The organism is Staphylococcus condimenti (genome assembly GCF_001618885.1).
GTDB classification, from domain to species: domain Bacteria; phylum Bacillota; class Bacilli; order Staphylococcales; family Staphylococcaceae; genus Staphylococcus; species Staphylococcus condimenti.
Genome location: NZ_CP015114.1, coordinates 1,599,210 through 1,614,864 on the forward strand (window position 1 = coordinate 1,599,210; position 15,655 = coordinate 1,614,864).

At 32.9% G+C, this 15,655-nt stretch carries 14 protein-coding genes; 9 read left to right on the plus strand and 5 right to left on the minus strand.

Annotation, left to right across the window (positions count from 1 at the left end):
• Positions 1–5: 5 nt before the first annotated feature.
• Entirely contained in the window at positions 6–941 is a 936-nt protein-coding gene (gene manA, locus A4G25_RS07990) for a mannose-6-phosphate isomerase, class I (protein ID WP_047132014.1), read from the plus strand.
• 55 nt (positions 942–996) lie between these two features.
• Here manA and A4G25_RS07995 read toward each other — a convergent pair whose 3' ends face one another.
• Positions 997–1,848, minus strand: a complete 852-nt coding sequence (locus A4G25_RS07995; RefSeq protein ID WP_047132015.1) for an NAD-dependent epimerase/dehydratase family protein — start codon at positions 1,846–1,848, stop codon at positions 997–999.
• A gap of 262 nt (positions 1,849–2,110) precedes the next feature.
• Between A4G25_RS07995 and A4G25_RS08000 the strand changes: the two genes are divergently transcribed.
• The 4 genes from A4G25_RS08000 to A4G25_RS08010 all read left to right on the plus strand — a co-directional run bounded on the left by A4G25_RS08000 (position 2,111) and on the right by A4G25_RS08010 (position 4,130).
• Complete coding sequence (locus A4G25_RS08000; RefSeq protein WP_047132016.1) at positions 2,111–2,416, plus strand: ArsR/SmtB family transcription factor; 306 nt, start codon at positions 2,111–2,113, stop codon at positions 2,414–2,416.
• A 91-nt stretch (positions 2,417–2,507) separates the two neighbouring features.
• Positions 2,508–2,738: an NAD(P)H-binding protein gene (locus A4G25_RS13235; protein WP_232011936.1), complete on the plus strand. Its 231-nt coding sequence runs from the start codon at positions 2,508–2,510 to the stop codon at positions 2,736–2,738.
• A gap of 21 nt (positions 2,739–2,759) precedes the next feature.
• Complete coding sequence (locus tag A4G25_RS08005) at positions 2,760–3,425, plus strand: NAD-dependent epimerase/dehydratase family protein (protein WP_232011937.1); 666 nt, start codon at positions 2,760–2,762, stop codon at positions 3,423–3,425.
• Between the two features lie 24 nt (positions 3,426–3,449).
• A complete protein-coding gene (locus A4G25_RS08010; RefSeq protein WP_047132017.1) occupies positions 3,450–4,130 on the plus strand; it encodes a type 1 glutamine amidotransferase domain-containing protein in 681 nt (226 codons plus the stop codon).
• Positions 4,131–4,193: 63 nt separating this feature from the next.
• Here the strand turns inward: A4G25_RS08010 and A4G25_RS08015 are convergent, their stop codons facing one another.
• From A4G25_RS08015 to A4G25_RS08025, 3 genes are all read right to left on the minus strand, one after another.
• A complete protein-coding gene (locus tag A4G25_RS08015; RefSeq protein ID WP_047132018.1) occupies positions 4,194–4,928 on the minus strand; it encodes an NAD-dependent protein deacylase in 735 nt (244 codons plus the stop codon).
• A 213-nt stretch (positions 4,929–5,141) separates the two neighbouring features.
• The gene (mepA, locus tag A4G25_RS08020; protein WP_047132019.1) at positions 5,142–6,497 is read right to left on the minus strand and encodes a multidrug efflux MATE transporter MepA; all 1,356 of its coding nucleotides are present in this window, start codon (positions 6,495–6,497) and stop codon (positions 5,142–5,144) included.
• Positions 6,498–6,609: 112 nt separating this feature from the next.
• Positions 6,610–7,032 carry a MarR family winged helix-turn-helix transcriptional regulator gene (locus A4G25_RS08025; RefSeq protein ID WP_047132020.1) on the minus strand — a complete coding sequence of 141 codons (423 nt, stop codon included), beginning with the start codon at positions 7,030–7,032 and terminating at the stop codon, positions 6,610–6,612.
• A gap of 220 nt (positions 7,033–7,252) precedes the next feature.
• Here A4G25_RS08025 and A4G25_RS08030 point away from each other — a divergent pair, with 220 nt between their 5' ends.
• The 3 genes from A4G25_RS08030 (at position 7,253) to A4G25_RS08040 (ending at position 10,389) form a co-directional block, all read left to right on the plus strand.
• Positions 7,253–7,591, plus strand: coding sequence for a helix-turn-helix domain-containing protein (locus A4G25_RS08030; RefSeq protein ID WP_047132021.1), 339 nt, complete (start codon positions 7,253–7,255; stop codon positions 7,589–7,591).
• Positions 7,592–7,607: 16 nt separating this feature from the next.
• Complete coding sequence (locus A4G25_RS08035) at positions 7,608–8,441, plus strand: CPBP family intramembrane glutamic endopeptidase (protein WP_047132022.1); 834 nt, start codon at positions 7,608–7,610, stop codon at positions 8,439–8,441.
• A gap of 94 nt (positions 8,442–8,535) precedes the next feature.
• Positions 8,536–10,389, plus strand: coding sequence for a coiled-coil domain-containing protein (locus A4G25_RS08040; RefSeq protein ID WP_052766746.1), 1,854 nt, complete (start codon positions 8,536–8,538; stop codon positions 10,387–10,389).
• A 74-nt stretch (positions 10,390–10,463) separates the two neighbouring features.
• Here A4G25_RS08040 and A4G25_RS08045 read toward each other — a convergent pair whose 3' ends face one another.
• The gene (locus A4G25_RS08045) at positions 10,464–12,590 is read right to left on the minus strand and encodes an amidase domain-containing protein (protein WP_047132023.1); all 2,127 of its coding nucleotides are present in this window, start codon (positions 12,588–12,590) and stop codon (positions 10,464–10,466) included.
• Positions 12,591–12,804: 214 nt separating this feature from the next.
• Here A4G25_RS08045 and A4G25_RS08050 point away from each other — a divergent pair, with 214 nt between their 5' ends.
• On the plus strand, positions 12,805–15,633 hold the full coding sequence (locus tag A4G25_RS08050; protein WP_047132024.1) for a YhgE/Pip domain-containing protein: 2,829 nt from the start codon (positions 12,805–12,807) through the stop codon (positions 15,631–15,633).
• Positions 15,634–15,655 lie beyond the last annotated feature (22 nt).

The window sequence follows — 15,655 nt, forward strand, 5'->3', positions numbered from 1 at the left end:
TAAAAATGGCTTTATTTTTAAAACCCGTATTTCAAGAAAGAATTTGGGGCGGTACGGCATTAAATCAGTTTAATTATGATATACCGAATGATTTAACAGGGGAATGCTGGGCAATTTCAGCACTTCCTAATGGATCAAATATTATAGAGAATGGGAAACATAAAGGGAAAACTTTAGAACAAGTTTGGAATGAAGATAAAAGCTTATTCGGTAATGATACCCATGAGGATTTTCCGTTACTAACTAAAATTCTAGATGCAAATGATAAATTATCAGTTCAAGTTCATCCAGACGATGTGTATGCTAAAGAACATGGTCTCGGATATGGTAAAACAGAATGTTGGTACATTTTAGATGCAAAAGATGATGCTGAAATCATATATGGCGTGAATGTTGATAATAAAGAAGAATTGGAAAAACTAATTGATGAACAGCGATTTGAAGAGTTATTTCATACGGTCAAAGTAAAACCAGGAGACTTCTTCTATGTTCCTGCTGGGACTGTGCATGCAATAGGCTCAGGAATATTGATATTGGAAACACAACAATCTTCAGATACAACTTATCGTATTTATGACTATGATAGAAAAGATAAAAATGGAAAAACACGTGATTTACATTTAGAACAAAGCAAAGAAGTTATCGATGTAAATATACAAAATCCTAACACTAAACCTATTCATGAAATACGAGAAGGACAATCTTTTACACAATTTGTATCTAATGAATTTTTCACAGTAGAAAAATGGGATATTAATGGTGAATTATCTTTTGAAAAACCATCAGAATATTACTTGGTTTCAGTTATTGAAGGTACAGGAAGTGTTAATGTCGATGGAGAAAAAACTGTTGTTGAAAAAGGTAGCCATTTTATCATAACAGCAGATGATCAACATATTGAATTTCAGGGTGATATGAGTATTATAGTGAGTTATGTTTAAGTAAATATAAGTAAAAATAGAGCCGGAAAATCGATTTTCCGTCTCTATTTCTGTTTTATTTAATATCTTTCATTCCGTCTTTCCATGAAGGGTAAATCAAAGTGCCACCTTGATCTTTAAATTTCTCATTGCTTACACCACGCTCAAATGGTTCTGCAGGTTTAATGTTAATCTCGGGAGAAACATTTAATTGATTGGCATACCAATCAGCCCAAACATCACCTTTAACCGGATCATCATCTGCGACATTGTAAGTACCTGTTTCAAAGTTTAATGCTTGTATTGCTGTTTCAACAGCATCATCAATATGGGTAAATGAGAGTACGCCATCAGTCATATCTACTTTGCCATCTTTAAATTGATTATAAATCATGCCATCTTCGCCATACCAAGTGCCTGGTCCATATAACCAGCCATAACGTAAAATAACATGGTTTTTAATGCGTTTTGTTTCATTTTCTAAACCTTCAACACCATCTACAGTAACTTTACGATCTCCTGTAGCATTGTAATCTAAAGGTGTTTCTTCAGTTACTAAACCTTCTCCGCCTTCATATACAAATGCGATACTTTGAGATTGAAGGTTTTCTACATCATGCTTAATTGCCGCATCCACTAGGTTTTTGGTACCTTCAATTCTAACTTTCGTATTAGCTGCCATATCAACATTTTTTAAGTCAGTAATTTCATTCATAATGACATCTGGCTTGAAATCTCCGATAGCTTCATCTATTGTGTCGTAATCGAAAATATCACCAACATACGGTGTTACGCCAGAATTCTGTAACTTTTCTTTACCATTTTGAGAAGTTGTAAGGCCAGCGACTTCATAACCTTCTTCTAATAATCGTTTTGTTAATTTCGTACCGATTAATCCTGTAGCACCTGTTACAAATATTTTAGTCATTATTCTTCACCTTTTTTTCTTATATTTTGAAAAAGTTTTTCATGTGCTTGTTTGACACATTATAGAGAAAAGCCGATTAAACAACAAATGATACAAATTGAAAAATCATCATTCATTATTCTTATTATTAGATAGAAAGGAAGGTGAACTATTATTAAAATTTTCAAGTTCATTTGCTTGTATAATTTTTTATGCTGTGTAATTATCTATATATCGATAGGACACAATGATTCTATGAAAATTAAATAATGGAGTTTGAATTATGGGAGAAGAGACTTTAGAAATATTTAAAAGAGGAACACGTATTTTAAATATTCTTCAAGACGAAAAAAGACAACAAATTCTTGTGTTATTGTGCAAGGAGAAACAACTGACAGTGAATGAAATCACATCATTGTTACCCATTTCACGACCCGCTGTTTCTCATCACTTAAAATTAATGTTGGATGCAGGTCTTTTATCAGTAACTCAAACAGGACTTGAACGCTATTACAGTTCTGATTTGGATGACACTTTAGAATGGTTGAAAGAACTGACAAATTCGCTTGAAGCAAATTTAAAAAAATAAAAAGCCTTTTATTTTTAATCGCTATGTTTATATGTTTAAACCTATGGATAAGGTAGTAGTAATAAATCAAAATAGTTTGGAGTGCTAAAAAATGCAAACAGTTTTAGGAAGTAATGGACAAATCGGCCAAGAAATCGCGAAAGAACTTTATAAAAACTATACTAAAGATATTCGATTGGTAAGTAGAAAACCTGGAAAAATTCATGATACAGATGAAGTTGTTCCAGCTGATTTAATGAAATATGAAGATACTTTAAACGCTATTGAAGGCAGTGACATTGTTTATTTTGCTGTCGGCTTACCAGCTGATACAGAAATGTGAGAGGACCGTTTCCCAGTTATTATGGAAAATGTCATTAAAGCTTGTGAAGAAACACATAGTAAACTTGCATTTTTCGATAATACTTATATGTATGAAAAAAATGCAAATGTACAAACAGAAACAAGCCCTTTCCGTCCAGTAGGAGGAAAATCTAAAGTTCGTGCGAAAATGGCAGAGATGTTATTGTCAGCGATGAAAGATGGAAAAATTGAAGCTCTCATCGGACGTGCCCCAGAATTCTACGGCCCAGATTTAACACAAAGTATCACAAATTCTTTAGTCTTCAATCGTGTTAAAGACGGTAAAAAAGCCATTGTTCCTGTTAGTGATTCTGTTTTACGTACTTTAATTTGGACACCAGATGCAAGCCGTGCGTTAGCTTTACTTGGTAATACCCCTGACGCTTTTGGACAAACATGGCACTTGCCGACAGATAAAAGTGTCACTTACAAAAAAATAATTGAAATCACAGAAGAAGTAACTGGCAAAAATATTAAATATTCAGTAGTTCCAATGTGGGTATTTAAAATAGGCAGCCTTTTCAACAAACAAGTTAAAGAATTGATGGAACTGTTACCAAGATATAAATATGACAACATTTTCAATTCAAATAAATTTAAACAAAGATTCCCAGACTTTAAAATCACAACTTACAAAGAAGGCATTCAACAAGTCTTTAAAAAGTAAAACAAACATCGGAGGATGAATGTAATGAAAAAAATAATGATTGTTAATACAAGCAGCGATCACTTTGGGGAAAACGAAAAACCTACAGGATTATGGTTAGGAGAACTTGTGCATTTCTATGACTATTTCAATAATGATAATTATCAAATTGATTTATTCAATATAGAAGGTGGTAATACACCGATTGATCCAGTTAGTTTGAAACCTTACACTTTAGACAAAGTGACAAAAAAATATTATGAAGATGAACAATTTATGGAATTACTGAAAAATTCACCAGCAGTGAGTGATGCGAACCCAAGTGAATATGATGTAATTTACTTTACTGGCGGACATGGTGTGATGTTTGATTTTCCTGAAAATCAAGACATACAACGTGCAATTAAAGAGATATACAGCAATGGCGGAATTGTTTCTGCTGTATGTCATGGTTTAGCTGCTTTATTGAATGTCAAAGATGATAATGGCAGATTCCTTATAGATCATAAAGCTATTACAGGTTTTTCTAATGTGGAAGAAGTATTAGCTAATCGTAAAAAATTAGTTCCATTCATGTTAGAAGACGAGTTGAAAAAACGTGGTGCAAACTACAGCAAAGCTAAATTACCGTTAAGACCGTATGTTGAGGTAGACGGTCGATTGGTAACAGGTCAAAATCCAGAATCACCAAAACAAGTTGCAGAAGCTGTTTCTAAAATATTATAAATTAAAGCGTGTACGGAATTATCATCAGATATTCCGCACACGCTTTTTTGTTTTTTACTCAAGTTATGCTTCGTTCTTTAACGCTTCGATGACTTTAACCATATCTTCATGAATTACTAAATCTGCATCATGATCATAAGGTGTTGTATCTAAATTAATAATCACTAGATTTTTGCCTTCAAAGTTTGAAATTAATCCAGCTGCAGGTTGTACTACAAGAGATGAACCTAAGACAACGAGAGTATCCGCTTCTTTAATCTTATTCAACGCACTGAAAATCGTACTTTGATTCAACATTTCTCCATACAGCACAATGTCAGGTCTGATGGGACCACCGCAATTTTCACAATGACGCAGATTTTTTTCAATGACTTCACTTTTAGAATAGTCTTGGGCGCATTCAATACAGTAAAAACGATTTAATGTACCATGGAGTTCATCCACTTCTTCACTCCCGGCATCTGTATGCAAGCCATCAATATTTTGAGTGATGACACCCAAAGATTTACCTTCATTTTCTAATTCAGCAATCCAATCATGTACAATATTCGGTTTTTTATCAGCGAATAATAAATACTCATGACAGAAATTGATAAAGCCATCAGGGTCATTTTGAAAATACTCTGTACTTAATAAGTACTCAGGAGATAATCCTTTTTTTGAAATTTCATCATATAAACCGCCGATAGAACGAAAATCAGGAATACCGCTCGCGACAGAAATGCCAGCACCTGTAAAAAATGTAATCTTATTAGAATCATTAATAATTTCTTTTAACTGTTCAATTTTATTTTCCATGCTTATCACTCCATACTATTTAAAAGCATAATCAAAAGTCGACTTGTTATTTTTGTTCAACTTAAGTTTAAGATTTAATGTTTACTTTCGCAAATGACTTCAGTTATGGAGCGGGTATCAAACATAGTTTATTGATTAGTTAGATAAAAAAAGAAGCATCAGCAAAGGGTTGTATTTGCTATGCTTCTATTAAAACTAAATATTTATCATTGTTTAACCTTCTACTAATTGAGAAGTATCCACGGTAAGACGATCGCGCAGTGCATATACAATGAGCATAGAAGCAATCGCACAGATAGTTTCAGCGATTAAGAGTGACCAAATGACACCTGTTAAACCGAATAAACCATTCATAATAAATAATACAGGTATAATTACGACACCTTGAAGTATGGCCATAATTGTTGCACCTCTGCCTTGTCCAGTAGCTTGCAGCATCCCAGTAAATAAGAAGCCGATACCATTTAATAATAACGAAGTCATTGTTACTTTTAAGATGAATGTAGCCATTTCAATAATAGCGTGGTCTGTTGAAAAGAGACCAATGAGGTGATGGCCGACTGTAAATACTGCTACCATACAAATGATGAATATAACACCAATGGATGCAATTACCATTTTAATGACGTCTTTCATACGTGTTTTATTTGCCATAAAGTTATAGGCGATTAAAGGTACAACGCCTTCACATAGTCCCATAATAATGAGTTCTGGTACTTGAACGAGTCTGAAAGAAATACCATAGCTTGCGATTGCGAAGTTACCGTAATGAGATAAGAATAAATTCAAAACTAAACCAGTGAAGCCCATAAGTATACTCATTAAAAATGCAGGAATACCGATTTTAAAAGTTTCTGTTAAAATTTGTTTGGTTGGTTTAGCAAACTTAATATTTAATGAAACGACATCATTATTTCTCATGAAGTAAATGATGAAGAATAATGCAGCTGCTATATTAGAAATAGCTGTACCAAGTGCTGCACCGACAACATCTAAATGGAAACCGAAAATCAAGATAGGATCTAAAATAATGTTTAGTCCCACACTAATCAACATACCGACCATTGAGATAATAGGGGCACCGACTGCTCGAGCAAATTGTTCTAAGATAAAGAATAAGATGACAAAAGGTGCGCTTAAAAACATGACTTTTAGATAGTTGCTTGTAAAAGCTAATGTTTCTCCTCTAGCACCTAATAGAGTTGCTATCTGATCGCTGAAAGGTAAAGTTAATAGAATGACGATAAGTCCGAGGACAATTCCTCCGTAAACTGAGAAACTGCTGACAAACTTGCTTTTGCTATAATCCTTCGCGCCGAGTAATCGAGAAATATAGGTTCCGCCGCCGACACCAAATAAATTACCAAGTCCCATCAATATTGCGAAAATAGGCAATGTAAGTGAAATAGCAGAAATCATATGGCTGTCTCCTAGGAAACCGATAAAATAGATGTTTAAAATACCATAAATAACACTGAGTAATGTACCAATCATCATAGGTAATGAGAAGTGCATCATGGCTTTGAATATAGGTGATTTTTCAAAATAATATAATTGTTCATCTTTCATTTTTTGTCTCTCCTTTATGAATTGAAAATGTAGTTAGAGTTCTAATAGTTAGAGTTCTAACTATTAGATTAAAGATTAAGTAGCTGATATTCTGACCAGCTACTTTAGGTGCTTATTGCTGTAAACTAGATAGCATTTTTACTAAGTTTTCTTTCATTGTTTTATTTTCTTCTGCAGTGAATTGCGCTTCCATCGTTTTTTCCATCTCATCAAAAATAGAGGTGAAAGCTTCTACTAATTTGATTCCTGATGTTGTTAAACCAATGTTCTTACTGCGAGAATCTTTAGCGTCTACATAGCGGTAAATCAGCTTTTTACGTTCTAGATTTTTCAGCAAACTGCTGACAGTTGGACGTGTGCGCTGTAGTGCATGCGCAATATCATTTTGTGTCAGGCCGTCTTGTTGATGTGCATATAGGTAGCCAAGTGCATGGCCTTGTTCGTTTGTAATATCATATTGTTCTAATTTTTGATCGGCTTTTTGCTTCATTTCATGACTTAACATTCTAAATAGATAGGAATAAGTAAATTCCATTATCAACACATCACTTTCGTTAGAGGTCTAACTAAATATACAACGTATAAAAGTAAATGTCAATTATTTTTTGGAAAGTAGAGTTTTGTTATTTTTCATTCATGTAACATTCATGAACTTAAATGTTTACATTAATGTTTATAATTTGTTCGTAATGTTTTCATTTGTGTACAGAATATTACATCGAAATTTGCTATGTTTATAGGGAGGTGAGATGAAAATGCAATTAGCAGAAAATATAAAAAAATATAGAAAGCGTGCCGGTCTTACACAGGAAGCATTAGCAGAGAAATTACATACTACAAGACAATCTGTTTCGAAATGGGAACAAGGCACTTTAGAACCTAATCTTCAGATGCTTCTAAATCTTTCTGAGTTATTCGGAATAAGTTTAGACTTCTTAGTAAAAGGTGATGAAAATCATTATGAGGATGAATGCTTGTATAAGGGTAAATCTCAGTCTATGAACTTTTGGGAATTCATCTCTCAAAAGTGGTGGCTTATTCTTATAATATTAATTATAATTTGCGGCACGCTTTCCCAAATATTAGGTGGGTAAGGAGAGGGCGAAAATTATGAAATATTTATTCGATGGGTTTAAAATTATTGGAACCATTCTTTTATTATTTATAGTGGTAGTGTTTGCACAGAATATTGGAATCGTTTGGCATGCATTGCATCTGTATTCTTTTGAATATATTTTACATGGCGCTACTTATTTAACTGTAGCTCTCCTTCTTTTTAAATTTGTTGCTAATAAGATATATAAAAGGAATTTAGCTTACTTCAGAATTACGCGTTTTAAATTTATTAAAGTCTGTGTAATTTTAGGACTGCTTTTACCTGTCACAGTAATTAGCTTCTATCTTATTTTTGTCCCTGGCCATTGGATTGTTACTAGTTTGAAAAGTCACCAAGAATATAGTGAGATGATGATTGAGATAATTTTCCTTGGCGGAATTGTCGCGCCTATGGTAGAAGAAATGATGTTTAGAGGATTCTTACTTAAATATATCGAAGAGAAAACCAATATATACGTTGCGCTAAGTCTGACTTCCGTCTTATTCGGAGCGATTCATTTAGTTAATGGAAAGTTGACAGGCGTGAGTTTGATTATGTTGGTGGCAGCTGGAACATCGGTAGGATTAATGTATGGACTTGCTGCTTATAAATTTAATACAGTATGGGCAAGCATTCCACTTCACATGTTTTGGAATATGAGTTCTATTATTACAGTAACGGATCATAATATGGACTATGGAGTATTTCAATATATTATCAAACCAAATAATCCATTCATAACAGGCGGCGCTTATGGAATGGATGCATCTGGCATCTCTATTATCGGTTATATTACAGTAGCTGTTATTTTTATTTATTGGAGAAGGTTTCAATTAATAGAAAAATAAAAATTGTGCAAGAAAAGAAACTGCTTTTTCACTAGGAAACAAGCAATGTAACAGATATAATAATGGTAACTGTTGAGTAGGAAAGGTGAATGGAATGAATAAAGAGAGAAATTACGATTTGAATTATAAGAATAAATTAAGTCGCCAATTCAAAATTTCAAGTGCAATACTTGTTATAACTTCAAGCTTAATAGGTTCAAATATAGTATTGTCTCCTTCATTAGATGCAGAGGAAACGCCAAATTTAAATAAAGAGCAAAGTTCAGAGAAAACGCATCAACTTCAAGAATATATTCAAAAAAACCGAGAGCAGCTCAATCGTATTCAAGGACTTGAAACGAATCAAAAAGAAAAGATAAATGAGCAAATCGGTAAAGCTCAAAGTTTTAAAGAAATTGATAACTTGTTGAAAGAAGCAAAAAATGATAGCTTGAAAAGCAATGCTGACAAAGTAAAAATTGAGGATGAATTAGAACAACAAGAACCCAATAAACTTAAAACAAAAGAAAGTGCTGAAAATCTTTCTGAAAAAAGCGAGGCATTACCAACCAAACTTAACGCTCCGGAAAAGCCTATCAAACAAAGTTTAGAAAATGAGCAATCTAATCAAGAAGTAGAGGAATTTGTTAAGAAAATAGAAAATATTTCAAAAGAAGTTGATGAGAATCAACTAAAAGAAAAAGAAACTCTAACAAATGAAGAAAGTTCAAATAATAAAGTAACAGAACAAGCTAATCAAACTGAGTCACAAATTAAAGATTTAAAAGATGAAGTAGATAACTTGGCAAATCAATCTGAAAACCTTAATTCTGATTTGAATCAATATGTACAAGACAAAGAAAAGAACTTAGATTTGTTAGCATCTAAAGTTTCAGAACGAGATACAATTTCAAAAGAAAATAAAGCACGTATAGAGAAAAAAATTGAAGAAAGTAAACGTGATTTAAAACAAAGAAATGATTTAGTATTCAATCGTTTAGAATCAACATCTGACAAGAAACAAGCTGTCAAAGATATTATTGGTGATAATTTAAACGATAAAGAAACACAGAATATTTTAAAGCACATTGATACCAAAGGAAAAACAAATCAACAAATCACGAGTCAAGTTGTTGGTGAACTAGATAAATTGTCATCTTTTTCAAGTGATGGTTTATTAGAATCAATGTTTGCTAAAGCAGATAATCGAAAAGATTTAATTGAAGTTTTATTATCAACTAAATTTGATGAGCAAGAAGCAAAAGCTATTGCTAAAAAAATTATGGAAAACAATCCAGATAATGCTCGTATCGTTGAATTATTGAAGCAACATTATGGTGAAAACATCTCTGGGGACGATATTTTAGAAAATGTGTTAGATAGAGCTGATAATAAACAAAAAGCAATAGAAACGATTCTGGCTTCAAAATTGAGCGACAATAAAGCACGTTTACTTGCTAATAAAATTGCTGACAAAGGAAATAGTAAAGCAGAACTGTTGAAACTCATGAAGTCAGATGCAGATAGCCGTATTAATCAATTGCTGAAAACTGACAATGAAGTTGAACAAATGAAATCGAAATTACATGGAATATTCAATCCATTAAATAGTACATTTGGTTTACTTGATCAATTAAGCAATAAACAATCTAAACCGGATTTATTAAGTGGCCATTCTAATTTATTCGGTTCTTCAAGCTTGTTAGATAAATTATTAAATGGCAAAAGCTTATTAGATGGTATTCCAGATATACCTAATCCTTCACAAGGACGTGCCTTATCATTAGGAGATTCATCTGATGACTTTTTAAGCGGCTTATTCGATCATGAAGGTAACTTTGATTTACCTAAAGCCGGAGAAGCTGCCAAGAAAGTTGCTTTACCATTTGGAGCATCTATGGTTATAATGGGCGGCGGTATCGTATGGTATGTAAAACATCGTAAAAGAAAAACAAAAAACCAGATTTAAAGTATAAATAAAAGCTTCATTCAAGAAACTCAAAAATAATTGAGTCATTGAATGAAGCTTTTTCATTAATATTATTATTTACCTTTAATATAGCTTAATTGAGCAGCATCGTCGGCATCAATTGTTCTATAAGAAATGACTCCGAGGCCTTCCACATTAGATTCTGAAATCACTATCGAACCATCGCTGTTAACTTTTTCTACAAAAGCGACATGACCATAGATAGGGTCAGCATTTTGTTGGCCTGCTTCAAACACAACTGCATTATATTTTTCTGGTGTTGACGTAACGGTATAACCTTTGTTTTCTGCCCGATTATTCCAATTGCGTGCATCTCCCAAAGTACCACTGATTTGTTTATCGAATTGCGCCATTCGATTATAAACATACCAAGTACATTGACCATGAGGATAAGGTGAATCACTCGTTGATTCGACAAACGGTTTGAAATCTGAAGCATTTTCTTTATTGCTTGGTTGGTAATTATTTAAATCTGGCATTTGTTTCTTATCAAATTGTGTTAAATCATAGTGTTTGATAATACTGTTAAGCTTATCAGCATATTGTGTATCAGTCGCATAGGTTTTTGCGAGATGTGCAGTAGCTTCACGATAAGATGAAGCTTCACTCTTCCAAGTAGGACGGTAAATGTCAGAATTACCATCAATTCCATTTTTGATTAACTCAGCATAATCTTCGAGAGATTCTTTTTCGCTTGGATAACTGCGAAATTGTGCTGAAATCTGATACATACTATTTCCGCTATCTTCAAGTGTATTGAAATCTGCAGATTTACCTTGATAACTTCCTTTGATTCCGAATAAGTTATAATGCGGTGACTGTGCAAGTGCACTATTGCCTGAATCAGACTCTAAAATTGCTTGTGCAATCATTACAGAAGCATAAATATCTCTATTTTGACCGATATCATGAGAATCTTCAGCAATTTTTTTGATAAATTGTCGTGTATCGCTGTTTTCTGCAACATTAAAATCACTGTTATTTTCATCATTGTTTGATAAATCAGGTAAAAGTTGGAACATCGCTGTCGATCTATTATTAGATTGTTTTAAACCATCTTCAAATGATTGTTTTGGATCTGTCTTATCTTCAAGTTGTGATTGAGTCGGCAATTGAGGATTAGCTGTAGATGTATCTGAATGTTGGCTTTCTATTTTTTTGTTTTCTTCTTGTGTATCATTTGTTTCGTTTTGGTTATCGTATTTATCTTTTTGTTTTTTAGCATCCTCACTATATTCATCTAAAATAGCGTTGATTACAGAATCATCATGCTCATTTTCTTGTTGTGAGGTATCAGTCGTTTTTTTATTTTGCGCCTCGGAATCAGCTTCATTATCAGATGGTGTGTTATCTTGTTCAATTTTACTTTGCTCCGACTTGTCTTGTTCAGGTATATCTTGCTGAGATACACTATCTTCTTCTTGATTTTCGTTTTCTTGAACGGATTCAGAATGACTCTCTTTAATTGAAGAACTTGCCTCATCTAACTTTCTTAACACTTCATTGTCATCTTGTGATAGCTTGTTATTTTCATGAGTATTTGAGAGTTCATCCTCTTGATTATTTGTTATATCAGTACGTGATTCGTTTTGGGAAGTTGACGTTTTTTCTTCGTCAGAATCAGTGATTATAGAATGATCAGATTTATTCTCTGTTTTATTTTCATTATTTTGTCCTTGTTCTGTTTTGTTAACGTCTAAATATGATGAGCCAGAATTAGAAAATATTTGTTCCCACAAACTCGGTGTACTATTTTTCTGTTCTTTAAATGGTGCTGGCTTAAAAAAATCCAAGCTATTTTTATAATAATCAGCATAAGTTTGTTTACGTATATCTTGATGAGGATTTAATTTTTGATCATCTGATGTTTCTTCATCTTGTTTATTGTATGTGTTTTCTTTTTTATCTAAAGCGTTTTTATTGCGCGTTTTATTTGAAGAAGATGGTTGATTTATCTCGTCATCATCATTTTTAGTAGTTTCTTTATTAGTGTTATTTGTATCTTTTGTAGATTCATTATTTTCATCAGAAGATGGCTGCTTTTTATTATCATCTATATCTTTTTCTTTTAATTGTGTCGGTGATTCTTCTGAGACTTCGGCATCAACAGCGTTGAAAGGGAGTGTTGAAATCAATAAAGAAGATGAAAAAATATAGGCTAATAACTTTTGATTCCTCATGATAATACCTCTCTTTTAAATAAATTGATTTGCTATATACAAAATACTGCGTGTCTTGTTAAACTATTGATAGTTGTTAGTAACGTTGACAGGTTTCAACTTTTTGGGACATACCTTTAGCAATGAGGTCATTATATCAATTTATATGAAATAAACAAATAGCGATTTGAAATTAATGTATAGAAATATAGAAAGGTTTCTAGAGGTGTATAAAGTGAAAAATGCAATAAAGCTCTTTCTGATGGATTTAAAGAAGATTATTAAAGCACCCGCTGTTTTAGTCATTTTAGGAGGCGTAATGATACTCCCTTCTTTTTATGCATGGTTCAATTTAGATGCGACATGGGATCCATATGGAAACACTAAAAATATAAAAATTGCAGTCGTCAATGAAGATAAAGGCGATAAAGTCAGAGGTAAAAAGATAAATGTAGGAGATGAAGTTGCTAAACAATTAAAAAAAGATAACCATTTTGGTTGGGAATTTGTCAGTCGTAAAAAAGCAGACCATGATTTGAAGATGGGCAAATATTATGCAGCTATGTACATACCAGAAAAATTCACACATCAAATAACAGGGACGCTTCGCAAAAACCCTCAACGTGCTGATATAGAATATAAAGTAAACCAGAAATTGAATGCAATCGCACCTAAAATGACGGATGCCGGAACCAGTGCGATTGTACAGAAAGCTAATGATAAATTTAATGAAACAGTAACCAAAGCGTTACTTAAAGAAGCTAATCGGTTAGGTATTAAACTTGAAAATGAAATCCCTACGATTAATAAAATTCAAAAAGCAGTCTCTACAGCTAATAATTCTGTGCCTGAAATTAATAAGTTTGCTAAAAAAATATTATATTTGGATGAACATCAAGACCAAATAGATAACTACGCAGATGAATTTAGAGATTTGGATAATTACAAGGGCGACGTTTTAAATGGCGTAGATAAACTGAATCAAGTTAACTCAGCAGTACCTGCATTAAATGAAAAAGCTAAACTAGTTTTAGCATTAAATGAATATATGCCGAATATCAAAAAGGCACTTAATATTGCTTCTAATGATGTACCAGAAGCATTTCCAAGAATTAATAGGGGTGTCGACATTGCTAGTAATGGCGTAGATAAAGGTTTACAAGGCATAAACGATGCACGAGGTTATTTGAGTGCAATTAATCAACGTGTAGATACGTACCAAGGAATTGTTAATGAAGCGCAAAACCGTAATCAAGTCGTGAATAATCGATTACAAAACAACTTACAAGCAGCACCTCAAAGTACTTCAAAAACAAGTGAGAATAACATTAAATTTTCACCAATGAGTACGGACGGTAATTCAAATAAGACTTCTTTTGACAGCGAAGATGCAAATGCAATGGAATCTTCTTTGTCTAAAGGGTTATTGTCCTTATCTCAATATACAGATCAACAAGCAGAAAGTACGCAAGAAAATTTAGGAACACTAGAAAATATCGCTTATGGAATCTTGTCTTCTGATAAACCTGAAGAATTTGAATCTGTATTAGATAATATGAATTCTAGACTTGAAGCAACCAGCAAATCTAATCAGCAATTTATTGATATCTTATCTGAAATTGAAGATAGAGAAGATATGGATCTTTCCTCTGAAATCAATAAGTTAGAAGAAGCGAATAATAGTGTGAATAACTTAATTAGAAAACAAAATCTCCTTAGAGATGCATTATCTCAAGGCAGCTCTGGTAAAGCAGAAGCAGTAGATTTATTGAAAACATTGCCTAAAGTTGATCGTGACTTGAAAGGGTTAAGAAATTATATTCAAACAGAACTGAACCAAAGTTTATTGAACGTATCCAATCAAGTGACTTCAGTATTAAATAATGGTGATGCAAAACTTTCAACAGTTCAATCTAAGTTGAATACTATTTCTCAAGTGATTGATGAAGGAGAAGCAATTTTAAAAGACGGCCAAAATAGAATTGAAACGATTCAAAGTGCTTTGCCGCTTATTGAACAAAGATATAATGATGCAATGGCTGTTGCACAACGATATTATCCAGAGTTCGAACAAGATGTGAATAAAGCCGCTTCGTTTGTCAGAAATGATTTACCTGGTTTAGAGCAGCGTTTAGCGGATACAACGGCAACAGTAAACGAAAATATTCCGACATTATTTAATCGCTATGATCAATTAGTAGGCCTGTTAGATAAAAATCAGCCAGAGGCTAAACAAAAACTGCATGATTTAGCAAAATTCATACGTAATGATTTACCAGGTGTCGAAAAGGATTTGGCGAAAGCAAACAAACTCTTTAATGAGATAGACGATGATGATGCGGTAGATAAAATGGTTGATTTTCTGAAAAATGATTTGAAAAAACAAGCGGATGTAGTGGCGAATCCAATTAAAATCAACCAAGAAAATATTTTCCCTGTGAAAGATTATGGGTCTGCAAGTACACCGTTCTATACAACATTAGCATGTTGGGTCGGCGCTTTATTAATGGTGAGCTTATTATCAACAGATAATAAACATAAAGATTTAGAACCATATTTAACTAAAAGAGAAGATTATTTAGGTAAAAGTGGTTTATTCTATCTCATAGGTATTGTTCAAGCATTGATAGTGTCTATCGGAGATATTGTAATATTGCATGCACAAGTAGAGCATGTGGGTTGGTTCATAGGTCTAACTGTCTTAATTTCGATTGTGTTCGTAACGATTGTGTATACCTTAGTTTCATTATTAGGCAACCCAGGAAAAGCGCTTGCTATTATTTTATTAGTGTTGCAGATAGCCGGCGGTGGAGGAACGTTCCCTATAGAAGTCACACCTGAGTTCTTCCAAATTATACACCCATTTATACCGTTTTCTTATGCAGTAGATGCGTTGAGAGAAGCGGTTGGTGGATATGTTCCGGAAATATTAACACGAAAAGTAATGACGCTTTCATTATTTGGAATTATATTCTTACTAATTGGAATTATATTTAAACCAATTACTGATCCGATTATGAGAAAAGTAGCAGAAAGAGCAGAGAAAAGTGATGTTATGGAATAAAGAATTAAAGAGTGCTTAATTT